At 75.1% G+C, this 23,782-nt stretch carries 21 protein-coding genes and 2 tRNA genes; 10 read left to right on the top strand and 13 right to left on the bottom strand.

Annotated elements, in window-relative coordinates:
- The first annotated feature begins 148 nt into the window (after nucleotides 1-148).
- Together kdgD and BM339_RS04780 are read left to right on the top strand one after the other, a co-directional pair.
- The gene (gene kdgD / locus BM339_RS04785) at nucleotides 149-1,063 is read left to right on the top strand and encodes a 5-dehydro-4-deoxyglucarate dehydratase (RefSeq protein ID WP_021595934.1); all 915 of its coding nucleotides are present in this window, start codon (nucleotides 149-151) and stop codon (nucleotides 1,061-1,063) included.
- A gap of 1 nt (nucleotide 1,064) precedes the next feature.
- Nucleotides 1,065-2,219, top strand: a complete 1,155-nt coding sequence (locus tag BM339_RS04780) for an L-talarate/galactarate dehydratase (protein ID WP_021595935.1) — start codon at nucleotides 1,065-1,067, stop codon at nucleotides 2,217-2,219.
- A 16-nt stretch (nucleotides 2,220-2,235) separates the two neighbouring features.
- On the opposite strand, the gene BM339_RS04775 is transcribed toward BM339_RS04780, so the two are convergent.
- The 4 genes from BM339_RS04775 to BM339_RS04765 form a co-directional block, all read right to left on the bottom strand.
- Nucleotides 2,236-2,306 (bottom strand) — tRNA-Gln (locus tag BM339_RS04775).
- 89 nt (nucleotides 2,307-2,395) lie between these two features.
- Nucleotides 2,396-2,467 (bottom strand) — tRNA-Gly (locus BM339_RS04770).
- Nucleotides 2,468-2,770: 303 nt separating this feature from the next.
- A complete protein-coding gene (locus BM339_RS49585) occupies nucleotides 2,771-2,908 on the bottom strand; it encodes an LPFR motif small protein (RefSeq protein WP_021595936.1) in 138 nt (45 codons plus the stop codon).
- A gap of 53 nt (nucleotides 2,909-2,961) precedes the next feature.
- The gene (locus BM339_RS04765) at nucleotides 2,962-3,744 is read right to left on the bottom strand and encodes a putative protein N(5)-glutamine methyltransferase (protein ID WP_075019990.1); all 783 of its coding nucleotides are present in this window, start codon (nucleotides 3,742-3,744) and stop codon (nucleotides 2,962-2,964) included.
- A 61-nt stretch (nucleotides 3,745-3,805) separates the two neighbouring features.
- On the opposite strand from BM339_RS04765, the gene BM339_RS04760 reads away from it, so the two are divergent.
- The 4 genes from BM339_RS04760 to BM339_RS04745 all read left to right on the top strand — a co-directional run bounded on the left by BM339_RS04760 (nucleotide 3,806) and on the right by BM339_RS04745 (nucleotide 7,149).
- Nucleotides 3,806-4,516, top strand: a complete 711-nt coding sequence (locus tag BM339_RS04760) for a 2OG-Fe(II) oxygenase (protein WP_021595938.1) — start codon at nucleotides 3,806-3,808, stop codon at nucleotides 4,514-4,516.
- 63 nt (nucleotides 4,517-4,579) lie between these two features.
- Nucleotides 4,580-5,398: a pentapeptide repeat-containing protein gene (locus BM339_RS04755; protein ID WP_075019989.1), complete on the top strand. Its 819-nt coding sequence runs from the start codon at nucleotides 4,580-4,582 to the stop codon at nucleotides 5,396-5,398.
- 60 nt (nucleotides 5,399-5,458) lie between these two features.
- Nucleotides 5,459-6,028, top strand: a complete 570-nt coding sequence (locus BM339_RS04750; protein ID WP_143118276.1) for a hypothetical protein — start codon at nucleotides 5,459-5,461, stop codon at nucleotides 6,026-6,028.
- Nucleotides 6,019-7,149, top strand: a complete 1,131-nt coding sequence (locus tag BM339_RS04745) for a PrsW family intramembrane metalloprotease (protein ID WP_021595941.1) — start codon at nucleotides 6,019-6,021, stop codon at nucleotides 7,147-7,149. The genes BM339_RS04750 and BM339_RS04745 overlap by 10 nt, the downstream gene beginning before the upstream one ends.
- Here BM339_RS04745 and BM339_RS04740 read toward each other — a convergent pair.
- Nucleotides 7,115-8,491, bottom strand: coding sequence for an MFS transporter (locus BM339_RS04740; protein ID WP_075019988.1), 1,377 nt, complete (start codon nucleotides 8,489-8,491; stop codon nucleotides 7,115-7,117). The genes BM339_RS04745 and BM339_RS04740 overlap by 35 nt on opposite strands.
- A 97-nt stretch (nucleotides 8,492-8,588) precedes the next feature.
- On the opposite strand from BM339_RS04740, the gene BM339_RS04735 reads away from it, so the two are divergent.
- Both BM339_RS04735 and qcrB read left to right on the top strand, forming a co-directional pair.
- Nucleotides 8,589-9,467 carry a LysR family transcriptional regulator gene (locus BM339_RS04735; RefSeq protein WP_024935237.1) on the top strand — a complete coding sequence of 293 codons (879 nt, stop codon included), beginning with the start codon at nucleotides 8,589-8,591 and terminating at the stop codon, nucleotides 9,465-9,467.
- Between the two features lie 100 nt (nucleotides 9,468-9,567).
- A complete protein-coding gene (gene qcrB / locus BM339_RS04730) occupies nucleotides 9,568-11,205 on the top strand; it encodes a cytochrome bc1 complex cytochrome b subunit (RefSeq protein WP_075019987.1) in 1,638 nt (545 codons plus the stop codon).
- A 21-nt stretch (nucleotides 11,206-11,226) separates the two neighbouring features.
- Here the strand turns inward: qcrB and ctaD are convergent, their stop codons facing one another.
- Nucleotides 11,227-12,903, bottom strand: coding sequence for an aa3-type cytochrome oxidase subunit I (gene ctaD, locus BM339_RS04725; protein WP_075019986.1), 1,677 nt, complete (start codon nucleotides 12,901-12,903; stop codon nucleotides 11,227-11,229).
- 153 nt (nucleotides 12,904-13,056) lie between these two features.
- Here ctaD and BM339_RS04720 point away from each other — a divergent pair, with 153 nt between their 5' ends.
- Together BM339_RS04720 and BM339_RS04715 are read left to right on the top strand one after the other, a co-directional pair.
- On the top strand, nucleotides 13,057-13,707 hold the full coding sequence (locus BM339_RS04720) for a hypothetical protein (protein WP_075019985.1): 651 nt from the start codon (nucleotides 13,057-13,059) through the stop codon (nucleotides 13,705-13,707).
- A gap of 80 nt (nucleotides 13,708-13,787) precedes the next feature.
- Nucleotides 13,788-14,969: a zinc-dependent alcohol dehydrogenase gene (locus tag BM339_RS04715; protein ID WP_075019984.1), complete on the top strand. Its 1,182-nt coding sequence runs from the start codon at nucleotides 13,788-13,790 to the stop codon at nucleotides 14,967-14,969.
- Between the two features lie 22 nt (nucleotides 14,970-14,991).
- Here BM339_RS04715 and BM339_RS04710 read toward each other — a convergent pair whose 3' ends face one another.
- The 7 genes from BM339_RS04710 to BM339_RS04680 all read right to left on the bottom strand — a co-directional run bounded on the left by BM339_RS04710 (nucleotide 14,992) and on the right by BM339_RS04680 (nucleotide 23,564).
- Nucleotides 14,992-15,909, bottom strand: a complete 918-nt coding sequence (locus tag BM339_RS04710; protein WP_024935240.1) for a UbiA prenyltransferase family protein — start codon at nucleotides 15,907-15,909, stop codon at nucleotides 14,992-14,994.
- The gene (locus tag BM339_RS04705) at nucleotides 15,873-17,042 is read right to left on the bottom strand and encodes a cytochrome P450 (RefSeq protein WP_075019983.1); all 1,170 of its coding nucleotides are present in this window, start codon (nucleotides 17,040-17,042) and stop codon (nucleotides 15,873-15,875) included. The genes BM339_RS04710 and BM339_RS04705 overlap by 37 nt, the downstream gene beginning before the upstream one ends.
- A 9-nt stretch (nucleotides 17,043-17,051) precedes the next feature.
- Nucleotides 17,052-18,260 (bottom strand): PucR family transcriptional regulator, encoded by a 1,209-nt coding sequence (locus BM339_RS04700; RefSeq protein WP_075019982.1) that lies wholly within the window; start codon nucleotides 18,258-18,260, stop codon nucleotides 17,052-17,054.
- Nucleotides 18,261-18,272: 12 nt separating this feature from the next.
- On the bottom strand, nucleotides 18,273-19,334 hold the full coding sequence (locus BM339_RS04695) for a polyprenyl synthetase family protein (RefSeq protein WP_075019981.1): 1,062 nt from the start codon (nucleotides 19,332-19,334) through the stop codon (nucleotides 18,273-18,275).
- A gap of 83 nt (nucleotides 19,335-19,417) precedes the next feature.
- Nucleotides 19,418-22,081, bottom strand: a complete 2,664-nt coding sequence (locus BM339_RS04690; RefSeq protein WP_075019980.1) for a PEP/pyruvate-binding domain-containing protein — start codon at nucleotides 22,079-22,081, stop codon at nucleotides 19,418-19,420.
- Between the two features lie 2 nt (nucleotides 22,082-22,083).
- Nucleotides 22,084-22,716 carry a methyltransferase family protein gene (locus tag BM339_RS04685; RefSeq protein WP_075019979.1) on the bottom strand — a complete coding sequence of 211 codons (633 nt, stop codon included), beginning with the start codon at nucleotides 22,714-22,716 and terminating at the stop codon, nucleotides 22,084-22,086.
- An 8-nt stretch (nucleotides 22,717-22,724) separates the two neighbouring features.
- Nucleotides 22,725-23,564: an AfsA-related hotdog domain-containing protein gene (locus BM339_RS04680; protein ID WP_075019978.1), complete on the bottom strand. Its 840-nt coding sequence runs from the start codon at nucleotides 23,562-23,564 to the stop codon at nucleotides 22,725-22,727.
- Between the last annotated feature and the right edge of the window lie 218 nt (nucleotides 23,565-23,782).

Here is a 23,782-nt window from a genome sequence, read left to right as displayed (position 1 = left end):
GGTCAATATTTGGACGCCAAAATAAAACGAGCCGGCGGGCGCCGTCAAGCGGGCCCCCGCCGGAACCGCCCGGACGATTCCCTGCGGGTATCACTGGATGCCATTTTCGTGTTGGACCTGGATCAATCGGCCATCCTAGCCTCGGAGCATGAAGCAGACTGCGCCCGACGACATCGCCCGCCGGCTCGGGTCCGGGCTCCTCTCGTTCCCCGTCACCCACTTCCGCGACGACCTGGCGTTCGACGAGGACGCCTACCGGGCGCACATCGCCCGGCTCGGCGGGTACGACGTGGCCGGGCTGTTCGCCGCGGGCGGGACGGGCGAGTTCTTCTCGCTGACGCCGGCCGAGACCGGGCGGGTCGTGCGCGCGGCGGTCGCGGAGGCGCGCGACGGGCTCCCGGTGATCGCCCCCGCCGGGTACGGGACGGCGACGGCCGTGGAGATGGCCAGGGACGCCGAGCGCGCCGGGGCCGACGGCCTGCTGCTGTTCCCGCCGTACCTGACCGAGGCCTCGCAGGAGGGCCTGGCCGCGCACGTCCGGGCGGTGTGCGCGGCGACCGGGCTCGGCGTGACGATCTACAGCCGGGCGAACGCCGTTTACCAGGACACGACGGTCGCGGAGGTCGCCGAAGACTGCCCCACCCTCGTCGGCTTCAAGGACGGCGTCGGCGACCTGGAGCTGATGACGCGGGTCCGGTCCCGGCTCGGCGACCGGCTCGTCTACATCGGCGGGCTCCCCACCGCCGAGACGTTCGCGCTCCCCTACCTGGAGCTGGGCGTCACGACGTACTCGTCGGCGATCTTCAACTTCGTCCCGGAGTTCGCGCTGGCGTTCTACGCCGCCGTCCGCGCGGGCGACCGGGACGAGGTCCGGCGGCGGCTGGCCGAGTTCGTCCTGCCGTACTGCGACATCCGCAACCGCCGCAAGGGCTACGCGGTCAGCATCATCAAGGCGGGCCTGCGGGTCACCGGGATGCCGGCCGGCCCCGTCCGCCCGCCGCTGACGGACCTGACCGAGACGGAGACCGCCGACCTCGCGGCGCTGGTGAAGCGGGCGGTCTGAGGTGGCGGGCGTCCCGGCGGGCGAGGCGACCCTGGACCGGATCGCCTGGATCGAGCTTTCCTCGGTCACGCTGCCGCTCGCCGCGCCGGTCAGCGACGCGAAGGTGCTGACCGGGCGGCAGCGGCCGATGACCGAGGTCGTGTTCCTGTTCGCCGAGATCGGCACCGAGGAGGGCCACGAGGGCGTCGGCTTCGGCTACTCCAAACGCGCCGGCGGCCCCGGCCAGTTCGCGCACGCCGCGGAGATCGCGCCCGACCTCCTCGGCGAGGACCCGAGCGACATCGGCAGGCTCGGGACGAAGCTGCTGTGGGCGGGCGCGTCCGTCGGCCGCAGCGGGCTCGCCGCGCAGGCGATCGCCGCCATCGACATCGCGCTGTGGGACCTGAAGGCCCGGCGGGCGGGCCTGCCGCTGGCCAAGCTCCTCGGCGCGCACCGCGACTCCGTCCGGTGCTACAACACCTCGGGCGGGTTCCTGAGCGCTCCGCTGGAGGAGGTGCTGGAGAACGCGGAGGCGTCGGTGCGGGCCGGCATCGGCGGAATCAAGATCAAGGTCGGGCATCCGGACCACGCCGAGGACCTGCGCCGGGTCACCGCCGTGCGCGAGCGCCTCGGCGACGCGTTCCCGCTGATGGTGGACGCGAACCAGCAGTGGGACCGGCCCGCCGCCCTGCGGATGGGACGGGCCCTGGAGGCGTTCGGCCTGACCTGGATCGAGGAGCCGCTCGACGCCTACGACGCCGAGGGCCACGCCGCGCTCGCCCGCGCGCTCGACACGCCCATCGCGACCGGTGAGATGCTCACCAGCGTCGCCGAGCACTGCGAGCTGATCGACAAGGGCGCCGCCGACATCCTCCAGCCGGACGCTCCGCGCATCGGCGGCATCACCGGGTTCCTGCGGCTCGCCGCGCTCGCCGACCACCGGCACCTGGGGCTCGCGCCGCACTTCGCCATGGAGATCCACCTCCATCTGGCCGCCGCGTACCCGGGCGAACCGTGGGTGGAGCACTTCGACTGGCTGGACCCGCTGTTCGAGGAGAGGCTGACGATCAAGGACGGGCGGATGCACGTCCCGGCCCGTCCCGGCCTCGGCATCACGCTCAGCGAGCAGGCCCGCGCCTGGACGACGGCCCGCACCCGGGTCGGCGCCCGGCCGTGAGACCCGGGCTCCGCGGCTGCTGGAGCAGGGGTCGAACCTGCATGACGTGATTCAGAGTCACGCATCCTGCCATTGGATGATCCAGCATGGGTGCCCGCCGGCGGGCGGTGGCGTCCGCCCGCCTCGGGCACGTGCAGAACCAGCCGGGGGTCGTTACTCCCGCCGGTCCAGTCCAGAGCCGCACGCGGGAATCGAACCCGCTCCCCCTGGGTGGAAGCCAGGTGCCTCACCATTTCGGCCTGTGCGACGTGACAATCCCGGATGTGCATGAAAAAGGCCGCCGGGATCTTTCCCTGACGGCCTCCGGAGAACCTGGCGGTCCTATCCAGAGGCGATTCCGGCAACGGCGAAACCTCGACGCGGCCCGGCCCCGAGGGGCTGCGGCGCCTGCTGCGCGTTGATCGCGGTCATCTCCGCCGCTCCCTTCCCGTCCGTTCCGTTCGGCTCGTCACTCATATGATGCGCAACCCTGCCCGATGGTTCAACGCATTTTCACATGGGGCCGCCCCGGGCCATTCTGGATGAGTGGCCCGGGGCGGTCGGTCATCGCGTCACAGCGCCCTGCGGCGAGTGCGGGCGGGGCGGCCGCGCGAGGGGGTCAGCAGCCGCTGCAGAACGCGGAACGGCAGGGTCACGATGCTGACGATCGTGCCGACGATGGCGCTGAGCGCTGCGCTGATGCGGCGCATCTGGGTTCACTCCTTCAGGTCGTCCTGTACGACCCGTACCCGTGCGTCGCGTTTTACACGGATTTGGCGCCGGCAATGACCGTGGCGGAGAATTCCCCGGACGTGGCGACCGCGGCCACCAGGCCGCCGCGTTCCACGGCGGCGACCGCATCGGCGACCTGCCGCTCGCTCGTCTCGAACAGCAGGTGGCCGCCGGGCGCGAGCCACCCCGCCGCCTCGGCGGCGACGCGGCGCAGGACGCCGAGCCCGTCCGGGCCGCCGTCGAGCGCCACCCGCGGCTCGTGGTCGCGCGCCTCCGGCGGCAGCAGCCCGACCTCGCCGGTCGGGACGTAGGGGACGTTGCAGAGCAGCACGTCCACGCGCCCGCGCAGCGCGTCCGGGAGCGGCTCGAAGAGGTCGCCCTCGTAGGCCAGCCCGCCGAAGGGCGCGATGTTGCGGCGGGCGCACCGCACCGCCGCGGGCTCGATGTCGGCGGAGTGCAGGGCGGAGCCGTCCAGGCGGGAGGCGAGCGCGGCGCCGAGCGCGCCGGAGCCGCAGCACAGGTCGAGGACGACGGGCCGCGCCGGGGCGAGCCCCTCGGCCCGCCGGACGAGGAACTCGGTGCGCCGGCGGGGCACGAAGACCCCGGGCTCGACGGCGATCCGCAGCCCGCAGAACCCGGCCCAGCCGAGGACGTGTTCGAGCGGCTCCCCGGCCGCGCGCCGCTCGACCATGGCGGAGGCGTCGCCCGGGGTGCGGGCGGTCGAGAGGATCAGCCGCGCCTCGTCCTCGGCGAACACGCAGCCCGCGGAGCGGAGCCGGGCGGCGATCCCGGATTCGGTGAAGGACTCTGTCATAGGCGCCGGAAACTGTATCCCACGCCCGCAACCGTCCTGGCGCGGGCGGTGTTCACCCGATATGAGCATCTATGCGAGCAGGGCCGCGGAGGCCGGCTGGACCGCGCTCGCCGGCGAGATGGACGCGTACGGCAGCGCACTGACGCCCCCGCTCCTGACCAAGGACGAGTGCGCGGACATCTCCGCCCTCTACGGCGAGGCGGGACGGTTCCGCTCGACGATCGACATGGAGCGGTACCGGTTCGGCGCCGGGCAGTACCGCTACTTCGCCGAACCGTTCCCGGAGCCGGTCGGCGAACTGCGCGCCGCGCTGTATCCGCATCTGCTGCCGATCGCCCGGGAGTGGGCGGGCAGGCTGGGGCGTCCCGCTCCCTGGCCTGACACGCTCGCGGAATGGCTGGAGATGTGCCACGCGGCGGGCCAGACGAAGCCGACACCGATCCTGCTGCGCTACGGGCGGGACGACTGGAACGCGCTGCACCGCGACCTGTACGGCGACCTGGTGTTCCCGCTGCAGGTCGTGATCGGCCTGGACGAGCCGGGCGCCGACTACACCGGCGGCGAGTTCCTGATGGTGGAGCAGCGGGCCCGCGCGCAGTCGCGCGGGACGGCGACGCTCCTGCCGCGCGGCCACGGGCTGGTCTTCACGACGCGGGACCGGCCGGTGCGCACCAAGCGCGGCTGGTCGGCGGCGCCGATGCGGCATGGCGTCAGCGTCGTCCGGTCCGGCCGGAGGCGCACACTGGGGCTGGTGTTCCACGACGCCGCGTGACCGTACGGACCACGTATCCCGGGGCGCGAGAATGAGGCGTCGTCCAGATACGGGGGTCACGGGTTGCCGGAGAAGCTCGACCTGAAGGCCGACTGCGCGCGCTGCGCCGGGCTGTGCTGCGCGGCGCTGCCGTTCGCGAAGTCGGCCGACTTCGCGTTCGACAAGGACGCGGGCGAGCCGTGCCGGAACCTGCTCGCCGACTTCCGCTGCGCCGTCCACGCCGATCTCCGGCGGCGCGGGTTCACGGGCTGCACGGTCTTCGACTGCTTCGGCGCCGGTCAGAAGGTGTCTCAGCAGACCTTCGGTGGCCGGGACTGGCGGAAGGATCCCGGCCTCGCGCGCCGCATGTTCGAGGTGTTCCCGGTCATGCGGCGGCTCCACGAGATGCTCTGGTACCTGGACGAGGCGGTGGCGATGCCCGCCGCCGAACCGATCCGGCCCGAACTCACGGCCGCCTACGACGAGGTCGACAGGCTCACCCGCGGAGAGCCCGGCGACCTCGCCGGACTCGACGTCGGGGCCGTCCATGAGCGCGTGAACGTCCTGCTGGCGCGTGCCGGCGACCTCGCCAGGGCCGGCGTCCAGGGGCCGAAGCGGAACCGGCGCGGGGCGGACCTCATCGGGGCGAGGCTGAAGGGAGCCGACCTGCGCGGGGCCGACCTGCGCGGGGCGTACCTGATCGCGGCCGACCTCCGGGGCGCCGACCTGCGCGCCGCCGTCCTGATCGGGGCGGACCTGCGGGACGCCGACCTGCGCGGCGCCGACCTCACCGGGGCCGTCTTCCTGACCCAGCCGCAGCTGGACTCGGCGCGGGGCGACGCCGCGACCGGCCTGCCGCCGGCGCTCCGGCGGCCCGCCCACTGGGCGTCCCGCGCGACCTGATCTTGTTTAGGGCGCCGGTCCAGGGGGCATTTCCGCAGCGCACGTCATCGGGGGGTGCGCGTGGCACGGGTGAGATGGTGGGGCACGGGTGCCGTGGCGCTCGTGATGCTCGTCCTCGGCGCCGGGCTGCCGCTGCTCGACCGGGCCCTCGGGAGCCGCGGGAAGCGGCTGGCCGCGGGGACGGTGGTGGCGGTCGGAGCACTGCGGAACGGCGTCCGGCCGGTGACGTTCTCCGTCCCGTCCGGCGGCTGGGTGCTGAACCGGGCCGGCAGCTCGCTCTCCTCCAACGCGGAGCTGACGAGCGGCGGCGTCGTCTTCGACCTCAGCGTGGTGGTGCCGCTCGGCACGCTGGACTCGCGGCGGCTGTGGCACGGCCTCGGGCGGATCGTCGCCGCGGGCGGGCACGCGCGGCTGCGCGCCGAGCCCGTCGCGATCACCACCTCGCACGGCCTGCCGGGACTGACGGGACGGCTGGCCGGGCGGGAGCGCGTCGGGACGGCCGCGGTGTTCGCCGGGGACGCCCTGGGCGCCACGGTGACGGCGGCGGGGCCGCCCGCCGCCTACCGGAAGGCGGCCGCGGAGGTCGAGGCGATGGTGCGGACGGTCAGGATCGCGGCGCCATGGCACTGACCCGCGACGCGACGGCACCGGCCCGCGAGGCGATGGCGCGCCGCCCGGCGTTCTGGCTGTGGGCGGGCGCGTGCCTGCTCGGCGCCTGGATCGCGTTCCGCGGGATCGGCGCGCACGTCGCGGCGTTCCCCGGCGGCTCCATCGCCGGTCTCGCGCTGCTGGCGCCGTCGCTGGCCGCCGGGGTGTGGCTGCTCCGGCGGCTGCATCCGGTCCGGTCGCGCCCGGTCGGGTACGCGCTGATCGCCGTGGCGTGGGGCGGGCTGGCGGCGTTCGGAACGGCGCTTCCCGCGAACGCGGCGTTCCGGGCCGTCCTCGCCAAGACGGCGGGGCCGGACTTCACCGCGGTGTGGGGCGCGGCGATCGCCGCGCCGGTCGACGAGGAGATCCTCAAGCTGCTCGGGGTGGCGGCGCTGGCGCTGATGGCGCCGTCGGCGATCCGCGGCCCGCTCGACGGCTGGGGGTACGGCGCGCTGTCCGGGCTGGGGTTCCAGTTCGCGGAGAACTTCCTGTACGTGCTGAACACGATCGTCCTGACGGGCGCGACGCAGGACGCGAACGCGGCGTTCTTCTCCTTCGGCAGCCGGGTGGTGGGCGGGGCCTGGTGGAGCCACTGGGCGATGACGGCGGTCGGCGGCGCGGGCCTCGGCTGCCTGCTCGGCCGGGCGTCCCGGACGGCCTTCCTGGCCGCCGCCGGGGCGTTCGTGCTCGCGATGGGCCTGCACTCGTGGTGGGACGCGCCCGTCCTGTCCGGTCTCGCGCTGATGCCGGTGAAGGGGGCGCCGATCCTGCTCGCCGCGATCGTCACGTACCGGCTGGCCCGCCGCCGCTACCTCTCGCACTTCCGGCGGACCGTGCACGCGGAGACCGCGAGCGGCGTGTTCGTGCCCGGCGAGGGCCATGTGCTGGCCTTCCGCAAATGGCGGCGGAAGGAGCGGTGGGACGTGCCGGCCGGGGAGCCGCGCCGGCTGCTCGCCCGGCTCCGGGCCGCCGAGCTCGACCTGATCGAGGAGGGCCTCGGCGGCCTCGAACCCGACCCGCTGGCCGCCGCCCGGCTGCGGGCCCGCATCCACGGCCTGCGCCACGATCTCAGGGCGTCCGCCGCGAACCCGCGCGTGGCGTGACGAGCAGGACGGCACCGCACACGGCGGCGGCGAGGAACATGGCCCGGGCGGAGTCGCCCGCGCCCGGTCCGACGGACGCGAACGTCCCCATGATCGCGACGCCGAGCGTGGCGCCGAGCTGCCGGACGGCGTTGAGCAGGCCGCCCGCCGCCCCCGCCGTCCCGCCGGGCGCCGCGGCGACGACCATGGTCGCGAGGGCGGGGAGCGCGAACGAGACCCCGAAGCCGGTGCAGAGCAGCCCGGCGACGAAGGCCGGGTAGGGCGCGCCGCTCAGCAGCGCCGCGCCGAAGAGCACTCCCCCTGCGGTCAGCAGGCCGAGCCCGGCGAGGACGGGCGGGCGTGCCCCCGTCCGCGCGACGATCCGGCCGGTGAGGAGCGGGTTGCACGCGAACGGCAGCGTCATCGGCAGGAACGCCAGCCCGGTCTGGAACGGCGTCAGGCCGAGGGCCTGCTGGAACACCAGCGGCAGGACGAACAGGACCCCGGTCATGACGAAGGTGACCGCGGCGCCGGCGGCCAGCGCGGCCGGCATGCCGGGGGCGCGCAGCACGGCCGGCACGAGGACCGGGGCGGCGCTCCGCCGCTCCCGCGCCGCGAACGCGGCACCGGCCGCGACCGCGCCGGCGGCCGAGCAGGAGGCGTGCACGCCCGCCCCGTCCCCGAGGGCGATGAGCGCGTCGGTGAGCAGGCCGAGCGTCGCGCAGGCGAGGAGCTGCCCCGGCCCGTCGATGCCGCTCCGACCGCGCGGGCAGTGCACGGACCGCCCGGCGACGAGGGCGAGGACGACGGCCGCGATCGGCACGTTGATCAGGAAGATCGCCCGCCAGCCGGCCAGTCCGACCAGCGCGCCGCCCGCGAGGGGGCCGGCGGCGAGCGCGGCGCCGCTGGTCGCGGCCCAGGCGGCCACGGCGCGGGCGCGTTCGGCGGGCACCGGGTACAGCCGGGCGATCATGGCCATGGACGCGGGCACGCAGGCCGCGGCGGCGGCGCCCAGCACCGCGCGGAGCGCGACGAGCGTCCACAGGTCCGGCGCGGCGGCGCTGAGCAGGGACGCCGCGGCGAAGGCCGCGATGCCCGCGCGGAAGACGCGGTGCGCGCGGTACCGGTCGGCGACGGCACCGGCCGACAGGAGCAGCGCCCCGAACACGACGGTGTAGCCAGTGACGGCCCATTGCAGGCCCGCTACCGTCCCGTGCAGCGAGCGGGCCAGGTCGGGTTCGGCCACGGCCAGGACGGTCGTGTCGAGCAGCACCATGAAGTACCCGAGGGAGACGCCCAAAAGGGCGAGGCGGCGCCGTCTGCCGGAGACGTCCGCGGGCGTGGATGAGAGAACCGAGGTCATGGCCGCCCAGTCTCGGGATCCGGGGCGCCGGGCTCCACCGGCGCGACCGGACGGAGCGTTCGGAATATCCGAACGGAGGTCGCCGGTTGCCACCGGCATGGAGCTGCGCCAGCTGAGGACGTTCGAGGCCGTCGTCGACCACCGGACCGTCACCGACGCCGCCGACGCGCTCGGCCTGGCGCCCTCGTCGGTGTCGGAGCAGATCCGGTCGCTGGAGCGGTCGCTCGGGGTGGCGCTGTTCGAGCGCGGCCCGCGGGGCATGGCGCCGACCCCGGCGGGCGAGCGGATGCGCGGATGGGCCCGGCGGCTGCTCCGGCAGGCCGAGCAGGCCCGCGCCGAGGTCGCCGGGGAGCGGCCGGCGCTGCGGCTCGGCGCGCTGGAGTCGATCGCCGCCGCGTACGTCCCGGACGTCCTCGCGAGGCTGGCACGGCGCCGTCCGGACCTGCGGGTGGAGGTCCGCTCCGACGCGGCCCGCGACCGGCTCCTGGACGCGGTCGCCGCCGGCGACCTGGAGGCCGCGCTGCTGCTGGACGCGGGCGACGGCGTCGGCGGCCTCGGCTTCACCCCGCCGCCCGCCCCGCTGGACCACGTCGACCTGGAGGCCGTCCCGCTCGCCCTCGTCGCCGCGCCGGACCACCGGCTCGCCGGCGCGGGCCGCGTCTCCGTCGAGGACCTGCGGGGCGAGAGGCTGCTGGTGAACATGCCGGCCTGCTCGTTCTGGATGGCGGGCGAGCGGCTCCTCGGGTCCGCGGTCGAGCGGGTGAGGGCGGGGAGCGTGACCGTGATGGCCGCCTGGGCGGAGCGGGGCCTCGGCATCGCGCTGCTGCCGGAGTTCGCCGTCCGGGACCGCCTGGAGGCCGCGACCCTCGTCCGGCTGGCCCTCGACACCCCCGACCTCGGCCTGCGCCTCGTCTGGCGCGCCGACCGGGAGGCCCTGCCGGGCATGCGCGAGATCCTGTACGCGGCCAGCGCCTGAGCCGGCCTGACGTGCCCGGAGACCGTCTCCGGGTGACGTTTGCCCTACCCCGCCCCGGGTACCGGGCCAGCGGAACGGTGCTCTGCCTGGGAGAGGCGCGATGGCGGGACGGAAGAGGCGCGGGGCGGTGGCGGCCGACCGGCTGGAGAAGATCGTCTGGGGCGTCAACGACCGGCTCGGCTCGGGCGAGTTCCTGAACAGGAACATCCGCAAGGCCTTCCCCAAGCACTGGTCGTTCCTGCTCGGGGAGATCGCGCTCTACTCGTTCGTCATCCTGATCCTCACCGGCGTGTTCCTGACGCTGTTCTTCAAGCCGAGCGGCGCCACGGTCGTCTACGACGGCTCGTACACGCCGCTCAGGGGCGTCACGATGAGCGAGGCGTACGCGTCCACGCTGCACATCTCGTTCGACGTGCGGGGCGGGCTGCTGATGCGGCAGATCCACCACTGGGCGGCGATCATCTTCATCGCGGCGATCTGCGTGCACCTGCTGCGCATCTTCTTCACCGGGGCGTTCCGCAAGCCGCGGGAGATCAACTGGCTGATCGGCACCACGCTGTTCGTGCTCGCCATCGCCGAGGGGTTCGCGGGCTACTCGCTGCCCGACGACCTGCTGTCGGGGACCGGGCTGCGGATCATGCAGGGCATCGTGCTGTCGATCCCGGTCGCCGGGACGTACCTCGCCCTGTGGGTGTTCGGCGGGGAGTTCCCCGCGAGCGAGGAGTTCCTCCCGCGCCTGTTCACCGTGCACATCCTGCTCGTCCCCGGCATCCTGCTGGCGCTCGTCGCCGCGCACGTGATGATCCTCTGGCACCAGACGCACACGATCTTCCCGGGACGGGGCCGGCGCGAACGGACGGTGACCGGCGAGCCGACGTTCCCGCACTTCGCCGCGCAGAGCACCGCCTACTTCCTCATGGTCTTCGGCGTCCTGGCCGGGATGGCGGCCTTCCTCCAGGTCAACCCGGTGTGGCTGTACGGCCCGTACGACCCGGACCAGATCTCGGCCGGCTCGCAGCCCGACTGGTACGTCGGCTTCCTCGAAGGCGCGCTGCGCATCATGCCGGCCTGGTCGACGACGCTGTTCGGCCACACCGTCTCCTGGAACGTCCTGCTCCCGGCGGTCGTCCTGCCCGGGGTCTTCTTCACGCTCATCGCGCTGTACCCGTTCGCGGAACGCTGGGCCACCGGCGACGAGCGGCTGCACCATCTGCTGGACCGGCCGCGCAACGCCGCGACCAGGACCGCGATCGGTGTCGCGGTCGCCGCCTGGTACGGGAACCTGTGGGCCGCCGGCGGGAACGACGTCCTCGCCGAGACCTTCGGCATCCCCCTCTTCGTGACCACGTGGATCTTCCGGATCGGGTTCTTCGTCGCGCCCGTCATGGCGTTCGTCGTGACCCGGCGGATCTGCCTCGGTCTCCAGCGCCGCGACCAGCAGATCCTCGAGGAGGGTGTGGAGAGCGGCCTGATCATGCTGCGGCCCGACGGGTCCTACGCCGAGCGGCACGTGCGGCCGCCGGAGGAGACGGAGGCGGTCCTGAACGTCCGCCGGCCCCGCGAGCTGGTCGCGCCCTACCCGAACCACATCGTCCCGCTGCCGACCCCCGACCGCGTCCGCACGCAGGTCCGGACCCGCGTCAACCGCTTCTACATGAACTACCAGTCCGAGTCGCACGGCGGCGGCCAGGGCGATCTGGAGAAGGATCCCGCGGAGGACGGCCGGAACGACACGTGACCGGGTTCACCGGCCTCGCCGTCACCGGCCCTCGGGCGGCGGCAGCGCGGGCGCGGCCTCCGGGGGCGGCCCCGCCAGCGGGTGGTGCAGGTCGAACGCCGGCCGGACGGAGCGGATCCGCGGCATCGACGTGAAGTTGTGGCGCGGCGGGGGGCAGGAGGTCGCCCACTCCAGCGAACCGCCCATGCCCCACGGATCGTCGGTCCCGACCTTCTCGCCGCGCCGCCACGTGCGCACGACGTTCCACAGGAACGCGAACGTCGACGCGCCGAGGACGAACGACCCGATGGACGAGACGAGGTTCAGGGTGGAGAACTCGTCCGCGTAGTCGACGACCCGGCGCGGCATCCCCTCGGCGCCCAGCCAGTGCTGGACGAGGAACGTGGTGTGGAAGCCGGCGAACAGCGACCAGAAGTGGATCTTGCCCCAGGTCTCGTGCAGCTTGGTGCCCGTCATCTTCGGCCACCAGAAGTAGAAGCCGCCGAACATGGCGAACACGACGGTGCCGAACAGGACGTAATGGAAGTGCGCGACGACGAAGTAGGAGTCGGTGACGTGGAAGTCGAGCGGCGGGGAGGCCAGGATGACGCCGGTCAGCCCGCCGAACAGGAACGTCACGAGGAACCCGACGGCGAACAGCATCGGCGCCTCGAAGCTGAGCTGCCCCTTCCACATGGTGCCGACCCAGTTGAAGAACTTGATGCCGGTCGGCACCGCGATCATGAACGAGGTGATCGAGAAGAACGGCAGCAGGACGCGCCCGGTCGCGAACATGTGGTGCGCCCACACCGTCATCGACAGCCCGGTGATCGCGATGGTGGCGGCGACCATGCCGAGGTAGCCGAAGAGGGGCTTGCGGGCGAACACGGGAATGATCTCGGTGACGATGCCGAAGAACGGCAGCGCCACGATGTAGACCTCGGGATGGCCGAAGAACCAGAACAGGTGCTGCCACAGCAGCGCGCCGCCGGTCGAGGGGTCGAAGATGTGCGCGCCGAGCCTGCGGTCGGCCTCCAGCCCGAGCAGCGCGGCGGCGAGGACGGGGAAGGCCATCAGCACCATCAGGCTGGTCAGCAGCGTGTTCCAGGTGAAGATCGGCATCCGGAACATGACCATGCCCGGGGCGCGCATCGCGATGATCGTGGTGATCAGGTTCACCGACGTGAGGATCGTCCCGAGGCCGGACAGCACCAGGCCCATGATCCACAGATCTCCGCCGTGGCCGGGCGAGTACGTCTGCGACGTCAGCGGCGCGTAGCCGAACCATCCGAACGCGGCCGCCCCGCCGGGGGCGGCGAAGCCGAGGAGCACGATGATCGCGCCGAACAGGAAGAGCCAGTAGCTCAGCGTGTTCAGCCGCGGGAACGCGACGTCCGGGGCCCCGATCTGCAGCGGCACGACCACGTTGGCGAACCCCGCGAACAGCGGCGTCGCGAACAGCAGCAGCATGATCGTGCCGTGGATCGTGAACAGCTCGTTGTACCGCTGGGCGCCCACCACCTGCAGTCCGGGCTCCAGCAGCTCGGACCGCATGACCACGGCCATGACCCCGGCAATCAGGAACATCGTGAAGGAGGTGGCGAGGTACAGGTAGCCGACGACCTTGTGGTCGGTCGTCGACAGGATCCTCCCGAGCCTCGTGCCCTTGCGGTGCCGCGCGAGCGCGTCGGCGACGCTCGTGTCCTGCACGGCCGTCATCCCGGCCCTCCCCTCCCTCGTCCCAGCCCATCCGGGCACTTGCCGCGCAGGACGGTTCCAAACGCGAAGGCGCCGGCGCGGCGGTGGTCCGGGGGATGAAGCCGGGATGTTCGGGAAGGGCGCCCGGAAAGCACACGCGAAGGAGCTCCCCCCGTGCGACAGGACAAGCTCACCCCACGGGCCCGTGAACCGGACGCCGCGCGGCGCGCGGAACCGCGCGACGCCGGCGCCATGGCCGGGGTCACCGCCGCGCGGGACGAGGCCGCCGGCGCGCTCCACCGGCTGGACGCCGCGCGCAGGGCCGCACTGGCGCGCCGCGAGACCGGCACCGCGCTGGAGGGCGTGGTGCGTCCCGTCCAGGAGGAGCGGCTCGCGGAGGCGGCGCGTGCCCTGGCGGAGGCCGCCCGGGAGCTGACCCGGCTCCTGCGCGACCAGGCCCTGACCCCCCGCACGGCTCCCCGCTCCGCCCCCCGCACCGCCGGGCCGTCCCGCACCGGGGACGACCCGCTCGTGACGCTCGACCTGGCGCACCGCATCGCGCCGGGCTGGCGGCTGTGCCAGTTCACCACCGCCGACCGGGACGCCCACCGCTGGCATCTGCGGCACGACGGGCACGCGGCCGGCGCGGTGACGCACGTCCTCGACCTGCGCGGGCGCCGGACGGGCTGGGAGGCCCGCGACGCGCGCGGGTTCCGGCTCCGCCCCGGTCCCGGCCCGGAGGCGTACCGGCCGGCCGCACCCCACCTGTGGGCGACGCGGACGGCCGCCGTGCGGGCCGTGGCGCGCGCCCACCGCTGCCCGTGAGGCCCCCGGCCGCGGAAGTTTCGCCGCGGACACCGGGGTAGGGCCGCCTGGGAACCGGGCCCGTCCACGGGAGGAGCACGATGAAGGCTGTCACCTGGCACGGCAAGCGCGACGTCCGCGTCGACACCGTGCCCGACCCGGAGATCAAGGAGCCGGACGACGCGATCATCCGGGTCACCTCGTCCGGCATCTGCGGCTCGGACCTGCACCTGTACGAGGTGCTCGGCCCGTTCCTCACCGAGGGGGACGTGCTCGGCCACGAGCCGATGGGGATCGTCGAGGAGACCGGCTCCGAGGTCACCCACGTCAAGCCCGGTGACCGCGTGGTCATCCCGTTCAACATCTCCTGCGGGCGCTGCCACATGTGCGAGATGGAGCTGTTCGCCCAGTGCGAGACGACCCAGGTCCGCGAGCACGGCATGGGCGCGGCGCTGTTCGGCTACACCAGGCTCTACGGGCAGGTGCCGGGCGCGCAGGCGGAGTACCTGCGGGTGCCGCAGGCGCATTTCGGGCCGATCAAGGTCCCGGAGGGGCCGCCGGACGAGCGCTTCGTGTACCTGTCGGACGTGCTGCCGACCGCGTGGCAGGCCGTCGACTGGGCCGACATCCCGGCGGGCGGCTCGGTCACCGTGCTCGGCCTCGGCCCGATCGGGCAGATGGCCGCCCGGATCGCCCGGCACCTGGGCCACCGGGTGATCGCCGTCGACCTCGTCCCCGAGCGGCTGGAGATGGCGCGCCGGCACGGCGTCGAGGTGATCGACTCCGACGAGGCCGACGACGTCCCGGACGCGGTCCGGCAGCTCACCGGGGGCCGCGGCACCGACTCGGTGATCGAGGCGGTCGGGATGGAGGCGCACGGCTCGCGCGGCGCCAAGCTGGCGCAGACCCTCACCGGCCTCATGCCCGGCACCGCCGCGGCGCCGCTCATGCAGCGGGTCGGGGTGGACCGGCTGGCCGCGCTCGGCACCGCCATCGAGATCGTCCGCCGCGGCGGGACGATCTCCGTCATCGGCGTCTACGGCGGCATGACCGACCCGCTGCCGATGCTGCGGATGTTCGACAAGGGCATCGGGCTGCGGATGGGCCAGGCGCACGTGAAGAAGTGGATCGGCGACCTGATGCCGCTCGTCACCGACGACGCCGACCCGCTCGGCGTGATGGACCTCGCGACGCACCGACGGCCGCTGGACGAGGCGCCCCGGGCGTACGAGATGTTCCAGAAGAAGCAGGACGGCGCCATCAAGGTGCTGCTGCAACCCTGACGCCCGGCCGCGTCCCCCTCCGTCAGCGGGCCCACCCGATCGCGAGGTGACCGGCGAGCGTCAGCAGCAGGTAGAGGGGAGGCGCGGCCGGCGGCCATCGGGTCCGGCCGCGCCGGAAGCCCCACGCGGCGAGCGCCGGGACGATGAGCGGGAGCACCGCGAGGAGCGTCCACCCGTCCGGTGCCTGTGAGAAGACCGCCAGCAGGCAGACCGACGGCACCGGCACGGCCAGGGCCAGGACGACCGTGCCCGGGACGCCGAGCGTCGTCACGTAGGTCCGCTCCCCCGGCCGCGGCGCCCGCGTGATCTTCCCGGCGAGCTCGGGGTGGCCCGCCGCCAGCACGACAACGGCGACGGCGACGAGGCCGTACCGGTCCGCCCCGTGCCCGGCCTCCTCCAGGTAGCCCGCGTACAGGTAGAGGTGGAGCAGGACGGGCACGGGCAGGCTCACCAGCAGGCTGGTGAACAGCTTGTCGGCGGACGGACGCCGCCACCGCCGGTGGACACCGATCGCCCCGGCCGCGTAAGCGAGCTGGGCGAGGAGGATGCCCGCCCGCCATGGCCAGGCCGCGTTGAGCAGGCCCAGCACCACCGCTCCTGCGCCGTACAGCACCGCCAGGTCGCCGGTGCGCACCGCCCCGGCCGCGAGCGGGCGCCCGGGGTGGAACCGCCGGTCGTAGTCCAGGTCGCGGATGTCGTCCAGCGCCCGCATCAGCAGCAGGTCGGCGAAGAGCGACACCGCCGCGACCGCGGTCCCCGTCCCGGGCCGCCAGTCCGGAGCGTCCGGGTCGACGGCGGCGAACAGCCCGCCGACCCCGCAGGCCCACAGCACCGCGACCGCCAGCGACGGCAGGGGCGGATGGCTCCCCCGGACGAACCGGGCGATCCGCCCGCTCCAGCCCCTCACCGCCGGCGGGACCAGGTGACGGGCAGGTGCCATACGCCGCGGACGAACATGTGGTCGCGCCAGGCGAGCCGGGCCGGGTCGACCGCCAGGGCGAGGTCGTCGAAGCGGCGCAGGAGCGCGGCGACGGCGATCTGCAGCTCCGCGCGGGCGTGCGGCGCGCCGAGGCACCGGTGGCGGCCGTGCCCGAAGCCCAGGTGGGGGTTCGGGGAACGGCCCGGATCGAACGCGTCGACCCCGGGGAAGGCGGCGGGGTCCCGGTTGGCCGCGTCGGTGAGCGGCACGACGACGTCGCCGCGCGCCAGCGGCGTCCCGGCCAGCTCGGCGCCCGCCAGCAGGACGTGGGGATGCCCGCCCGTGCCGGCGAACCACACCCAGCGCAGGTACTCCTCCACGGCGGCCGGGATCAGGGACGGGTCGGCGCGGAGCCGGGCGGCGAGACCGGGGCGCGTGATCAGGTCGAGCACGCAGGCCGCCAGGAAGTTCGACGTGGTCTCCCCGCCCGCCATCAGCAGCCCGTACCCGAACACGACGATCTCGTCCTGGGACAGCGCCCAGCCGTCGACGAGCGCGGTGAGCAGGTCGTCCCCGGGCAGGGCCCGGCGTGCCGCGACCTTGCCGGCGAAGTAGCCGCGCATGCCCTCGTGCGCGGCCCGCACCTCGCCACCCGTGTGGTGCCCGGCCGACATCATCGCGCTGACCCAGGGCAGCAGCAGCCCGAGGTCGGCGGTGGGGACGCCGAGCATGTCGCAGATCACCGCGTACGGGAACGGGGTCGCGAACCGGGCGATCAGGTCGGCGGGCGGGCCGTCCGCCTCCATCTCGTCCAGGAGCCGTTCGGCGATGGCCTCCATGCGGGGCCGGTCCGCCTCGGCGCGGCGGGCCGTGAACCAGGGCCGGACGGCCCTCCGGCGCCGGGTGTGCGCCGGAGGGTCGCTCGCGGCCAGGGCGAGGGACGCGGGTGTCCGGGCGAACAGCGTGCCGCCGTTCCAGGCCTCCCGGCTGAACCGGTCGTCGGACAGCACCGTCCGGACGTCGGGGTGCCGCGTGACGAGCAGGGCCTTGTGCCCGCCCGCCAGCACGACCGGCACCAGCGGGCGCTCGCGGAGCCGCCGCAGGTGGTCCTCGTCCAGCGGGACGCCGGGACGGCACGGCAGGGGAAAGCCCATGGGTCTCCTTCAGGCGCTCAGCGGCGGGGGCAGCGAGGCGTCCTGGGCGCTCTGCCCGTCCCGTTCCAGCCCGGCCAGCCGCGCCGAGGTGAGGGCCGCGCGGAACAGCTGGATGCCGCGGGCCGAGCTGGGGTCGACGCCGGACAGGTCCCGGATGCGGTCCAGCCGGTAGTGCAGGGTGCGGCGGTGGATCCACAGCTCCCGCGCGGCGCGCTCGCGGTCGAGGTTGCAGGCGAGCAGCACCTCCAGCGTCCGGCGCAGGTCGGTGCCGGCGTCGAGCGGGGACAGCACGGCGGCGAGCCGGCCGCGGATGCCGGGCTGCCCGAGGATGGCGAGCTCGACCAGCAGCTCGTCCGCCCGGTAGGGGCGGTCCTCGGCGTCCGGGATGGCCTTGACGATCGTCAGCACCCGGGACGCCTCCTCCAGCGCGGCGGGGATGTTCGCGACGCCGCGCCGGAACGACTCGGCGGCGTGCACCGGCCCGCGCGTGCAGGCGGCGAGCCCGGCGGTGAACTCGGCCGCCTGGTCCTCGGCGCGCAGCTGGTCGGCGGCGGGGAACAGCACGACGAGGCCGGACAGGTCGCCGGAGTACAGCACGTCCTCCCACGCTTCGAGCAGCTCGCCGGCCCGCTCCCAGTGCGCGTCCGCCACGCGCCCGGGGACCTCGCAGCGCAGCGCGAGGTACGCCGGCGCCAGGCGGACGCCGGCCGCCTCGGCGATGACGCCGGCCGGGGCGCCGTCGATCAGGGTCTCGGCGAGGAGCCGGCGCAGCGGGCGCGACCGCGCGCCCTCGCGGGGCGCCTCGGCGTAGCCCTGGATGCAGGCCTCCCGCGCGCCGACGGCGAGCCGTGCCGCGTGCGCGGTGAGCTCGGCCATCTCGGCGAATCGGCCGGGCGGCGCGATCGTCCAGCAGGTGCGCGCGGCGGCGGCGAGCGCGAGGTCCCACGCCTCCGACAGCACCGGCAGCGGGATCGCCTGCCGGGCCGCGAGGACGCCGAGGTCGCGGAACCGCCCCCAGTCGTCCTCGGGGAGCGGACCGCCCGCGAGGACGAGCCCGAGCAGCCGCGCGCAGGTCTCGCGGCCCCCGCCGAACATCGGGCCCGCCGCCCGCCTGATCGGCTGGTAGGCGGGGTGCCCGTGCAGGGCCTCCCGGACGGCCGCGGCGACCCGCGGGCAGTGCGCGGTGAGGATCTCCGGGAGTGCGCCGGAATCGGTCATCGACGATCCCCCCTACGCGACGGCCAGCCGGAACCTGGGCAGGTGGCCGGCGGTCTCGTCGACCAGCCGGTGCAGTTCCCGGACGCAGCCCGGATCGCCGCCCAGCCCGTCGAGCAGGCCGTGGGCGCGCTCGACCAGCGGCGCGACGGAAGCGGCGTAGGACTCGATGATCTCGTCGTCGAGCATCCAGGCGGTCAGCTCGGCGCGCGCCGACGCCGAGCGGCGGGCGGCGGCGTGCAGGGCGAGCGCCTCCCGGCGGCGCGCGGCGGGCAGCGCGGCCAGCAGGTGGACGAGCAGGTAGGTCGCGGTGCCGTTGGCGAGGTCCTCGTGCCGGCCGGAGGCGAGGTCGCGCTGGTCGTTGACGAGCTGGCGCAGCACGCCGAGCGCGCGCCCGTACGCGCGCCAGCCGTCGACCCGGCGGCCGCCGACGCCGGCCAGGCACGCCGCCGAGGCGGCGGCCATGGCGTAGGGGGCGCCGGTCTTGCGCTCGTACCCGCGCAGCACCGACCCCGGGGACGCCACCGGCGGCCGCTCGGTGAGGTCGCGGAGCTGGCCGTCCACCGCGTCCAGCCACCCGCGGGAGACCTCGTCGGCGAGCGCGGCCCGGACCGCGGCGCCGGCGGGCAGCCCGGCGATGATCCGGCCGGGCAGCTGGCCGCCGACGGCGAGCGCGGTGAGGATCTTCTTCCCGGCGGCCGGGGCCTCGACGGTCCGGGACGCGGCGCCCTCGGCCGAGGCGGCGTCGGTCAGGTCGTCGAGGTAGCGGGCCGACGCCCACCAGAGCAGGTGGATCACGGCGACGGGCGCGGCGGGGGCGGGATCGCCGGTCTCCGCGCCGTGCACCAGCAGCGGCAGAGTGATCATGCCCTTCACGCCGGGACGCGAGCCCTTGGCCCGGACGAGGTCGAAGAACTCGACGAGGAACTCCGACATGGCGCCGCCGACCATCTCGCGGCCCTCGTCCAGGCCCATCGCGAGGCCCTCGGCCAGCAGCTCGCACAGCCGCGCCATCTCCGCCTCGACCTCGGCGATCGCCCGTTCCTGGGCGACCCGTCCGAACACTCCTTCGTCCACGTGCCAAGCTCCTCTGCTGCTGCGGGGTGTATCCGGGCCCGGCCCGGAGGTCGCGGCGCGCCGGGCTCGCCCGGCGGCGCCCGTCATCGGGTGGCGCGCTCGTCCAGGACCCGGACCGTGCCGGCGCGCCCGTCCAGCTCGATCCAGGCGCCGTCGGGGATGCGGGCGACGGCGCCGCCGACCGCGACCGCGGTGGGCACGCCGAGCAGCCGTCCCGTGACGGCGGTGTGCGAGAGCAGGGTGCCGCGCTCGACCACCAGGCCGGACGCGGCGATCATGAGGGACAGCCAGCCGGGGTCGGTCTCCCGCGCGACGAGGATCCGGCCCGCGCAGCCCGCGGGGGCGATGCCGGGGTCGAGGACCACCTTGGCGCGGCCCCGGACGGTGCCGCCGCTCGATCCGAGCCCGCGCAGCAGGTCGCCGCCGTCCGCGGGCGGCCGGGGCCCGACCGGGCGGGCGTGCGCGAGGGCCGCCGCGACGGGCCGTCCGGCCGGGACCGAGAACAGCGCCGGCGGGAGCGGGACGTCCAGGTGGCGGACGCGTTCCGCGCGCCGCACCGCCGCGAGGCCGCGCAGGTCCGCGCCGGGGAGGGTGCCGTCGAACGCGCCGGTCACCTCGTCGGCGGTGAGGTCGAGGACGTCCATCGGGTCGTCCAGCGCGCCGGCCGCGGCGAGCTCGGCGCCGAGCCGCCACAGCACCTCGCGGGAGAGCCCGAACAGCTGGGTGCGGCAGAACCGGGTGTCCTCCCGCGCCCGGACGAACCACCGCATCAGAGACAGCAGCGCGTGCAGCACGGCGCGGCGCGCGGGGCTGCGGCACGCCGCCCGCAGCCGCCGCCGGGCCTCCGCCGCGGCGCGCGCCTCGTCCGCCCGGCTGCCCGCGACGGTGGCGCCGCGCCGGACCAGCGGGGCGATCGTCCCGGCGAGCATCCAGGGCCGCTGCCGCGGGGTGGGCTCGTCGAGCTTGAGGTCGTGGAGCGCGCGGTCCCCGTACCGCCGCAGGTGGGCGCGGGCTTCGGCGGCGATGGCGGAGCCGTGCCGGCCGGCGGCGATGTCGTCCCAGACGGCCCGCAGGTGCTCCTCCTCGGCCCCCCCGGCGGGGTCGGCCAGCAGCGCGGCCTTCAAGGCGGGGATCCCGGCGGCACGCTCGGCGAGGGCGATCGCGGCGCGGGCCGCGGCGAGTGAGCGGTTTTCGCGGCCCCCGCACAGCAGGCCGGCGAGCAGGCCGGGACCGGCGCCCGCCCACCGCCGCAGCAGCGCCGTGCCGGCCCGCATGACGAGCAGCCCGTAGATCCCGTTGGCGAGCGTGACGCCCCAGCGCACCGACGCCTCGGCCCACACCCGCCGGTACAGGGCGATCAGCTCCTCCAGGGACCGCTCGGCGAGGGGGCGGGCGGCCGGGTCGTACATCTCCGCCATCAGGCCGTCCCACCAGCGCAGGAACCGGGCGGTCGCGCGGCGGTGCCCGGCCGCGCGCCAGGCCGTCGCGGGCAGCGCGGCGGCGACGCGCGCCCGCGGCCACCGCCGGGACGCCCGCGCCTCGCCGGTCACGCCCATGGCCTCCTCCCAGCCCGCGCGGACGAGCTCGAAGGCGGGGAGCTGCCCGTGCAGTTCCTGCCAGTCGTCCAGCCGGTAGTGGACGCGGCCGTCGAGGAGCCCGACCATCCGCCCCGGCCGGTGCGCGTTCGCGCGCAGCCGCCGGGCCGGCACGCCCATCCGGCGGTAGAGGTCGGTGAAGGCCAGCTCGTAGAACGCGCGGGCCTGCGAGTAGGTGAGCGCGCCGGACACTCCGGGGAAGCTCTCGGTGATGTTGTGGTTCCCCCAGTACACGCGGGCGCCCGCGTCCCGCACCGCCCCGGCGAGGGGCCGCGCCTGGACGAGGTGGACGGTCCCGTCGGGCGTGATCGCCCCCTCGATGTCCTGCGGGCGGCCGAAGTGCTCCTCCACGCGGGCCGCGAGATCCGCGACGTCGCGGGCCTCGGAGTCGGTGAGCACCGGCGCGTGCCGCAGCCCGTCCGGCACGGCGACCACACGGGTGCCGCTCTCGCCGGCGGCGGGCGGCCCGGCCATGCGCCGCTTGAGGACGATCTCCGCGCGGACCCCGCCGGTCTCCGGGTCGACGAAGAAATGATCGACGTCGGCCTTCTCCTGGACGACGCCCTCCCCGATCCCGTGCGCCGCCGCGACGACGTGGCGGCGCGTCCCGTCCCTGGGGTCGCGGGTGAACGCGACGAACGAGCGCGTCCCGGGAACCATCCGCTGGATCCCGACGGCGACCCTGGCCCTCGCGGGGTCGGCGCCCTTCAGGAGCCGGTAGCGGACGGCCTCGGGCTTGAACGCCGACGCCCAGCAGCGCGCCACCGCCGCCAGGAGCCCGGCGCGGGGCACGTACAGGAAGCTGTCGCTCATCCCCGCGAACGGGTCGTCCTCGCCGTCCTCGCCGCCACCGTCCTCCCCCGGCACCGCGCAGGCGCGGACGGCCGCCGTCCCGCCGGGGCCGACGAGCGCGTCGAACGCCTCCAGGAGCCCGTCGGCGAGGTCGCCGGACGGCACGGCCCGGGACAGGGCCGACGCCGCCGAGGCGCACCAGTCCGCGGCGGGCGGCGAGGCGGCCCGCGGGAGCGCGTCCCGCAGGGAGGCGAGCGCCCGGTCGAACTCGTCCGCGGGCAGGCAGAAGAAGCCGGGGACGGGGAAGCCCGCCGCGCGCAGCGCCTCCAGCCGCGCGAACTTGTGGCCGATCTCGTCCATGGTCACCACACCTTCGGCAGGACGCGCGGCGTGCCCGCGGCGTACTGCGCATAGCCGGGAACGTCCGAGAGCGCGCTCTCCTCCACCCGGATCCGCCAGGCCACGGCGGCGGCCAGCAGGAGCAGCGCCGCCGCTCCGGCCGAGCCGAGGAAGAAGCACGTGAAGCCGATGTGCGCGAGCAGCATCCCCGCGTAGGCCGGATGCCGGACGATCCCGTAGAGCCCGCCCGTGACCACCCGATGGCCGTCCTGGCGCATCACGTGATGGGAGTAGAACCGCCCGAGCGCGCGGATCGCCGCCTGCCGCAGCGCCACGCCGGCCGCGAAGGCGGCGGACGGGACGAGCAGCCACGGCGACCAGCGCTCCCAGGGCAGGGGCCCGAACGACGCCGCCGCGACCAGCAGGAGGCGCGCCAGACCGTACGGGAGCAGCGTCCGCGCGTCGGACGGCGGGGCGGCGGCACGGCGGAACGTCACCGGGGCCTCCAGCAGGAGCCAGCCCAGGTAGCCCGCCAGCAGGAACGCCGCGTGGGCCTCCGCCCCGCCGTCCCGTCCCGCGTGCAGGACGATGCCGGCGGCCGCCGTGCCCGCCCCGGCGGTGAACAGCAGGCGCGGCGCGAGCGGCAGGAGCCTCATGGCGCCGCTCACCGCGCCCTGGCGCGCTCGTACTGCTCGGGATCCGCCGCGTACGCCTCGTACGCGAGCGACCCGAGATGGGCGCCCGTGGCGGCGTCCGCCAGCGTCGCCGCGCAGTGCGACCGGCGCCCCGGGACGCGGGCGACGGGCCAGCGCAGCAGCAGCGGGACGTCGCGGGCGACGCGGTAGGGGATGTCCAGCCGCAGCCCGACCCACAGCAGCGTCGTGTCCATGGGCCGGCCGTGCTCCGCGTGCTCCAGCAGGGTGGCGAACTGCCGGCCCGCCTCGACGATCTCCACGGGCGACCGGAACGCGGGCGGCGGTCCCTCCCCCGCGGGCGGCTGGAGGACCGCCGCCTCCACCACCGCCCTGCCCCGCCGCACCGGCTCGCCGACCAGGACGTTCCCCGGACGGTGCCGGTGCACGAGATCCGCGGGCGCGCTCCGGGACGGTGCCGCCGCTCCGGCGGTGCCCCTCCGCGTGCCCGTCCGCGTGCCCGTTCGCGCCGGCGGGCGCGGCGTCTCGCCGTTGAACGCGATGGAGCCGCCGCACACTTCCTCGCCGCCCTGCCGGGCGGCGACCGTCCACGCCCGGTTCCGGCCCGGCACCGGGCGGCACGACAGCGTGGTGCCCCGGTCCAGCTCGCAGAACCGGGTGAAGCCGAGGCCGGCGACGACCCGCTCCGGGCGCCGGCCGCGCGCCCGCAGCCGGTCCGCGCGGGCGGCCAGGTCGAGCAGGCCGCTGAACAGCAGCATCCCCGGCACGTGGTCGAGCGGATGGTCGAAGTAGAAGGGATCGGCCTCGTCGACGACCAGCTCGCGGAATCGATCGATGACGGACCCGTTCATGCGCCGCTCCTTCCATTTGCCGGCCCCAAGTGCATCGGCACGCGCCGAAAACGGCGCCGCCGCCCTTCTCGGGAAGCGCGGATAAGCCGACCGGACGGCCGTCATCTTGCTACAGAATTGCGCGGGGCTGTACTGCACTACCGGGCAGTCCGGGCCGTGCCCGGTTGCCGGGCCGGGCAGCCCGGCGCGGCCCGGACACGCTCCGTGCAAGGCCTTCC

Source organism: Actinomadura madurae, from assembly GCF_900115095.1.
Taxonomy (GTDB): Bacteria; Actinomycetota; Actinomycetes; order Streptosporangiales; family Streptosporangiaceae; genus Spirillospora; species Spirillospora madurae.
This window is presented reverse-complemented; position numbering and strand designations above follow the sequence as displayed.

Coding starts and splice junctions, on each gene's coding strand:
- BM339_RS04760 (WP_021595938.1), top strand. CDS start 3,806: ATGAGCATCTATGCGAGCAGGGCCGCGGAGGCCGGCTGGACCGCGCTC.
- BM339_RS04685 (WP_075019979.1), bottom strand. CDS start 22,716: ATGAGGCTCCTGCCGCTCGCGCCGCGCCTGCTGTTCACCGCCGGGGCG.
- BM339_RS04705 (WP_075019983.1), bottom strand. CDS start 17,042: ATGGGCTTTCCCCTGCCGTGCCGTCCCGGCGTCCCGCTGGACGAGGAC.
- BM339_RS04680 (WP_075019978.1), bottom strand. CDS start 23,564: ATGAACGGGTCCGTCATCGATCGATTCCGCGAGCTGGTCGTCGACGAG.
- BM339_RS04740 (WP_075019988.1), bottom strand. CDS start 8,491: ATGACCTCGGTTCTCTCATCCACGCCCGCGGACGTCTCCGGCAGACGG.
- ctaD (WP_075019986.1), bottom strand. CDS start 12,903: ATGACGGCCGTGCAGGACACGAGCGTCGCCGACGCGCTCGCGCGGCAC.
- BM339_RS04745 (WP_021595941.1), top strand. CDS start 6,019: ATGGCACTGACCCGCGACGCGACGGCACCGGCCCGCGAGGCGATGGCG.
- BM339_RS49585 (WP_021595936.1), bottom strand. CDS start 2,908: ATGCGCCGCATCAGCGCAGCGCTCAGCGCCATCGTCGGCACGATCGTC.
- qcrB (WP_075019987.1), top strand. CDS start 9,568: ATGGCGGGACGGAAGAGGCGCGGGGCGGTGGCGGCCGACCGGCTGGAG.
- BM339_RS04710 (WP_024935240.1), bottom strand. CDS start 15,909: ATGGCACCTGCCCGTCACCTGGTCCCGCCGGCGGTGAGGGGCTGGAGC.
- BM339_RS04735 (WP_024935237.1), top strand. CDS start 8,589: ATGGAGCTGCGCCAGCTGAGGACGTTCGAGGCCGTCGTCGACCACCGG.
- BM339_RS04690 (WP_075019980.1), bottom strand. CDS start 22,081: ATGGACGAGATCGGCCACAAGTTCGCGCGGCTGGAGGCGCTGCGCGCG.
- BM339_RS04765 (WP_075019990.1), bottom strand. CDS start 3,744: ATGACAGAGTCCTTCACCGAATCCGGGATCGCCGCCCGGCTCCGCTCC.
- kdgD (WP_021595934.1), top strand. CDS start 149: ATGAAGCAGACTGCGCCCGACGACATCGCCCGCCGGCTCGGGTCCGGG.
- BM339_RS04700 (WP_075019982.1), bottom strand. CDS start 18,260: ATGACCGATTCCGGCGCACTCCCGGAGATCCTCACCGCGCACTGCCCG.
- BM339_RS04715 (WP_075019984.1), top strand. CDS start 13,788: ATGAAGGCTGTCACCTGGCACGGCAAGCGCGACGTCCGCGTCGACACC.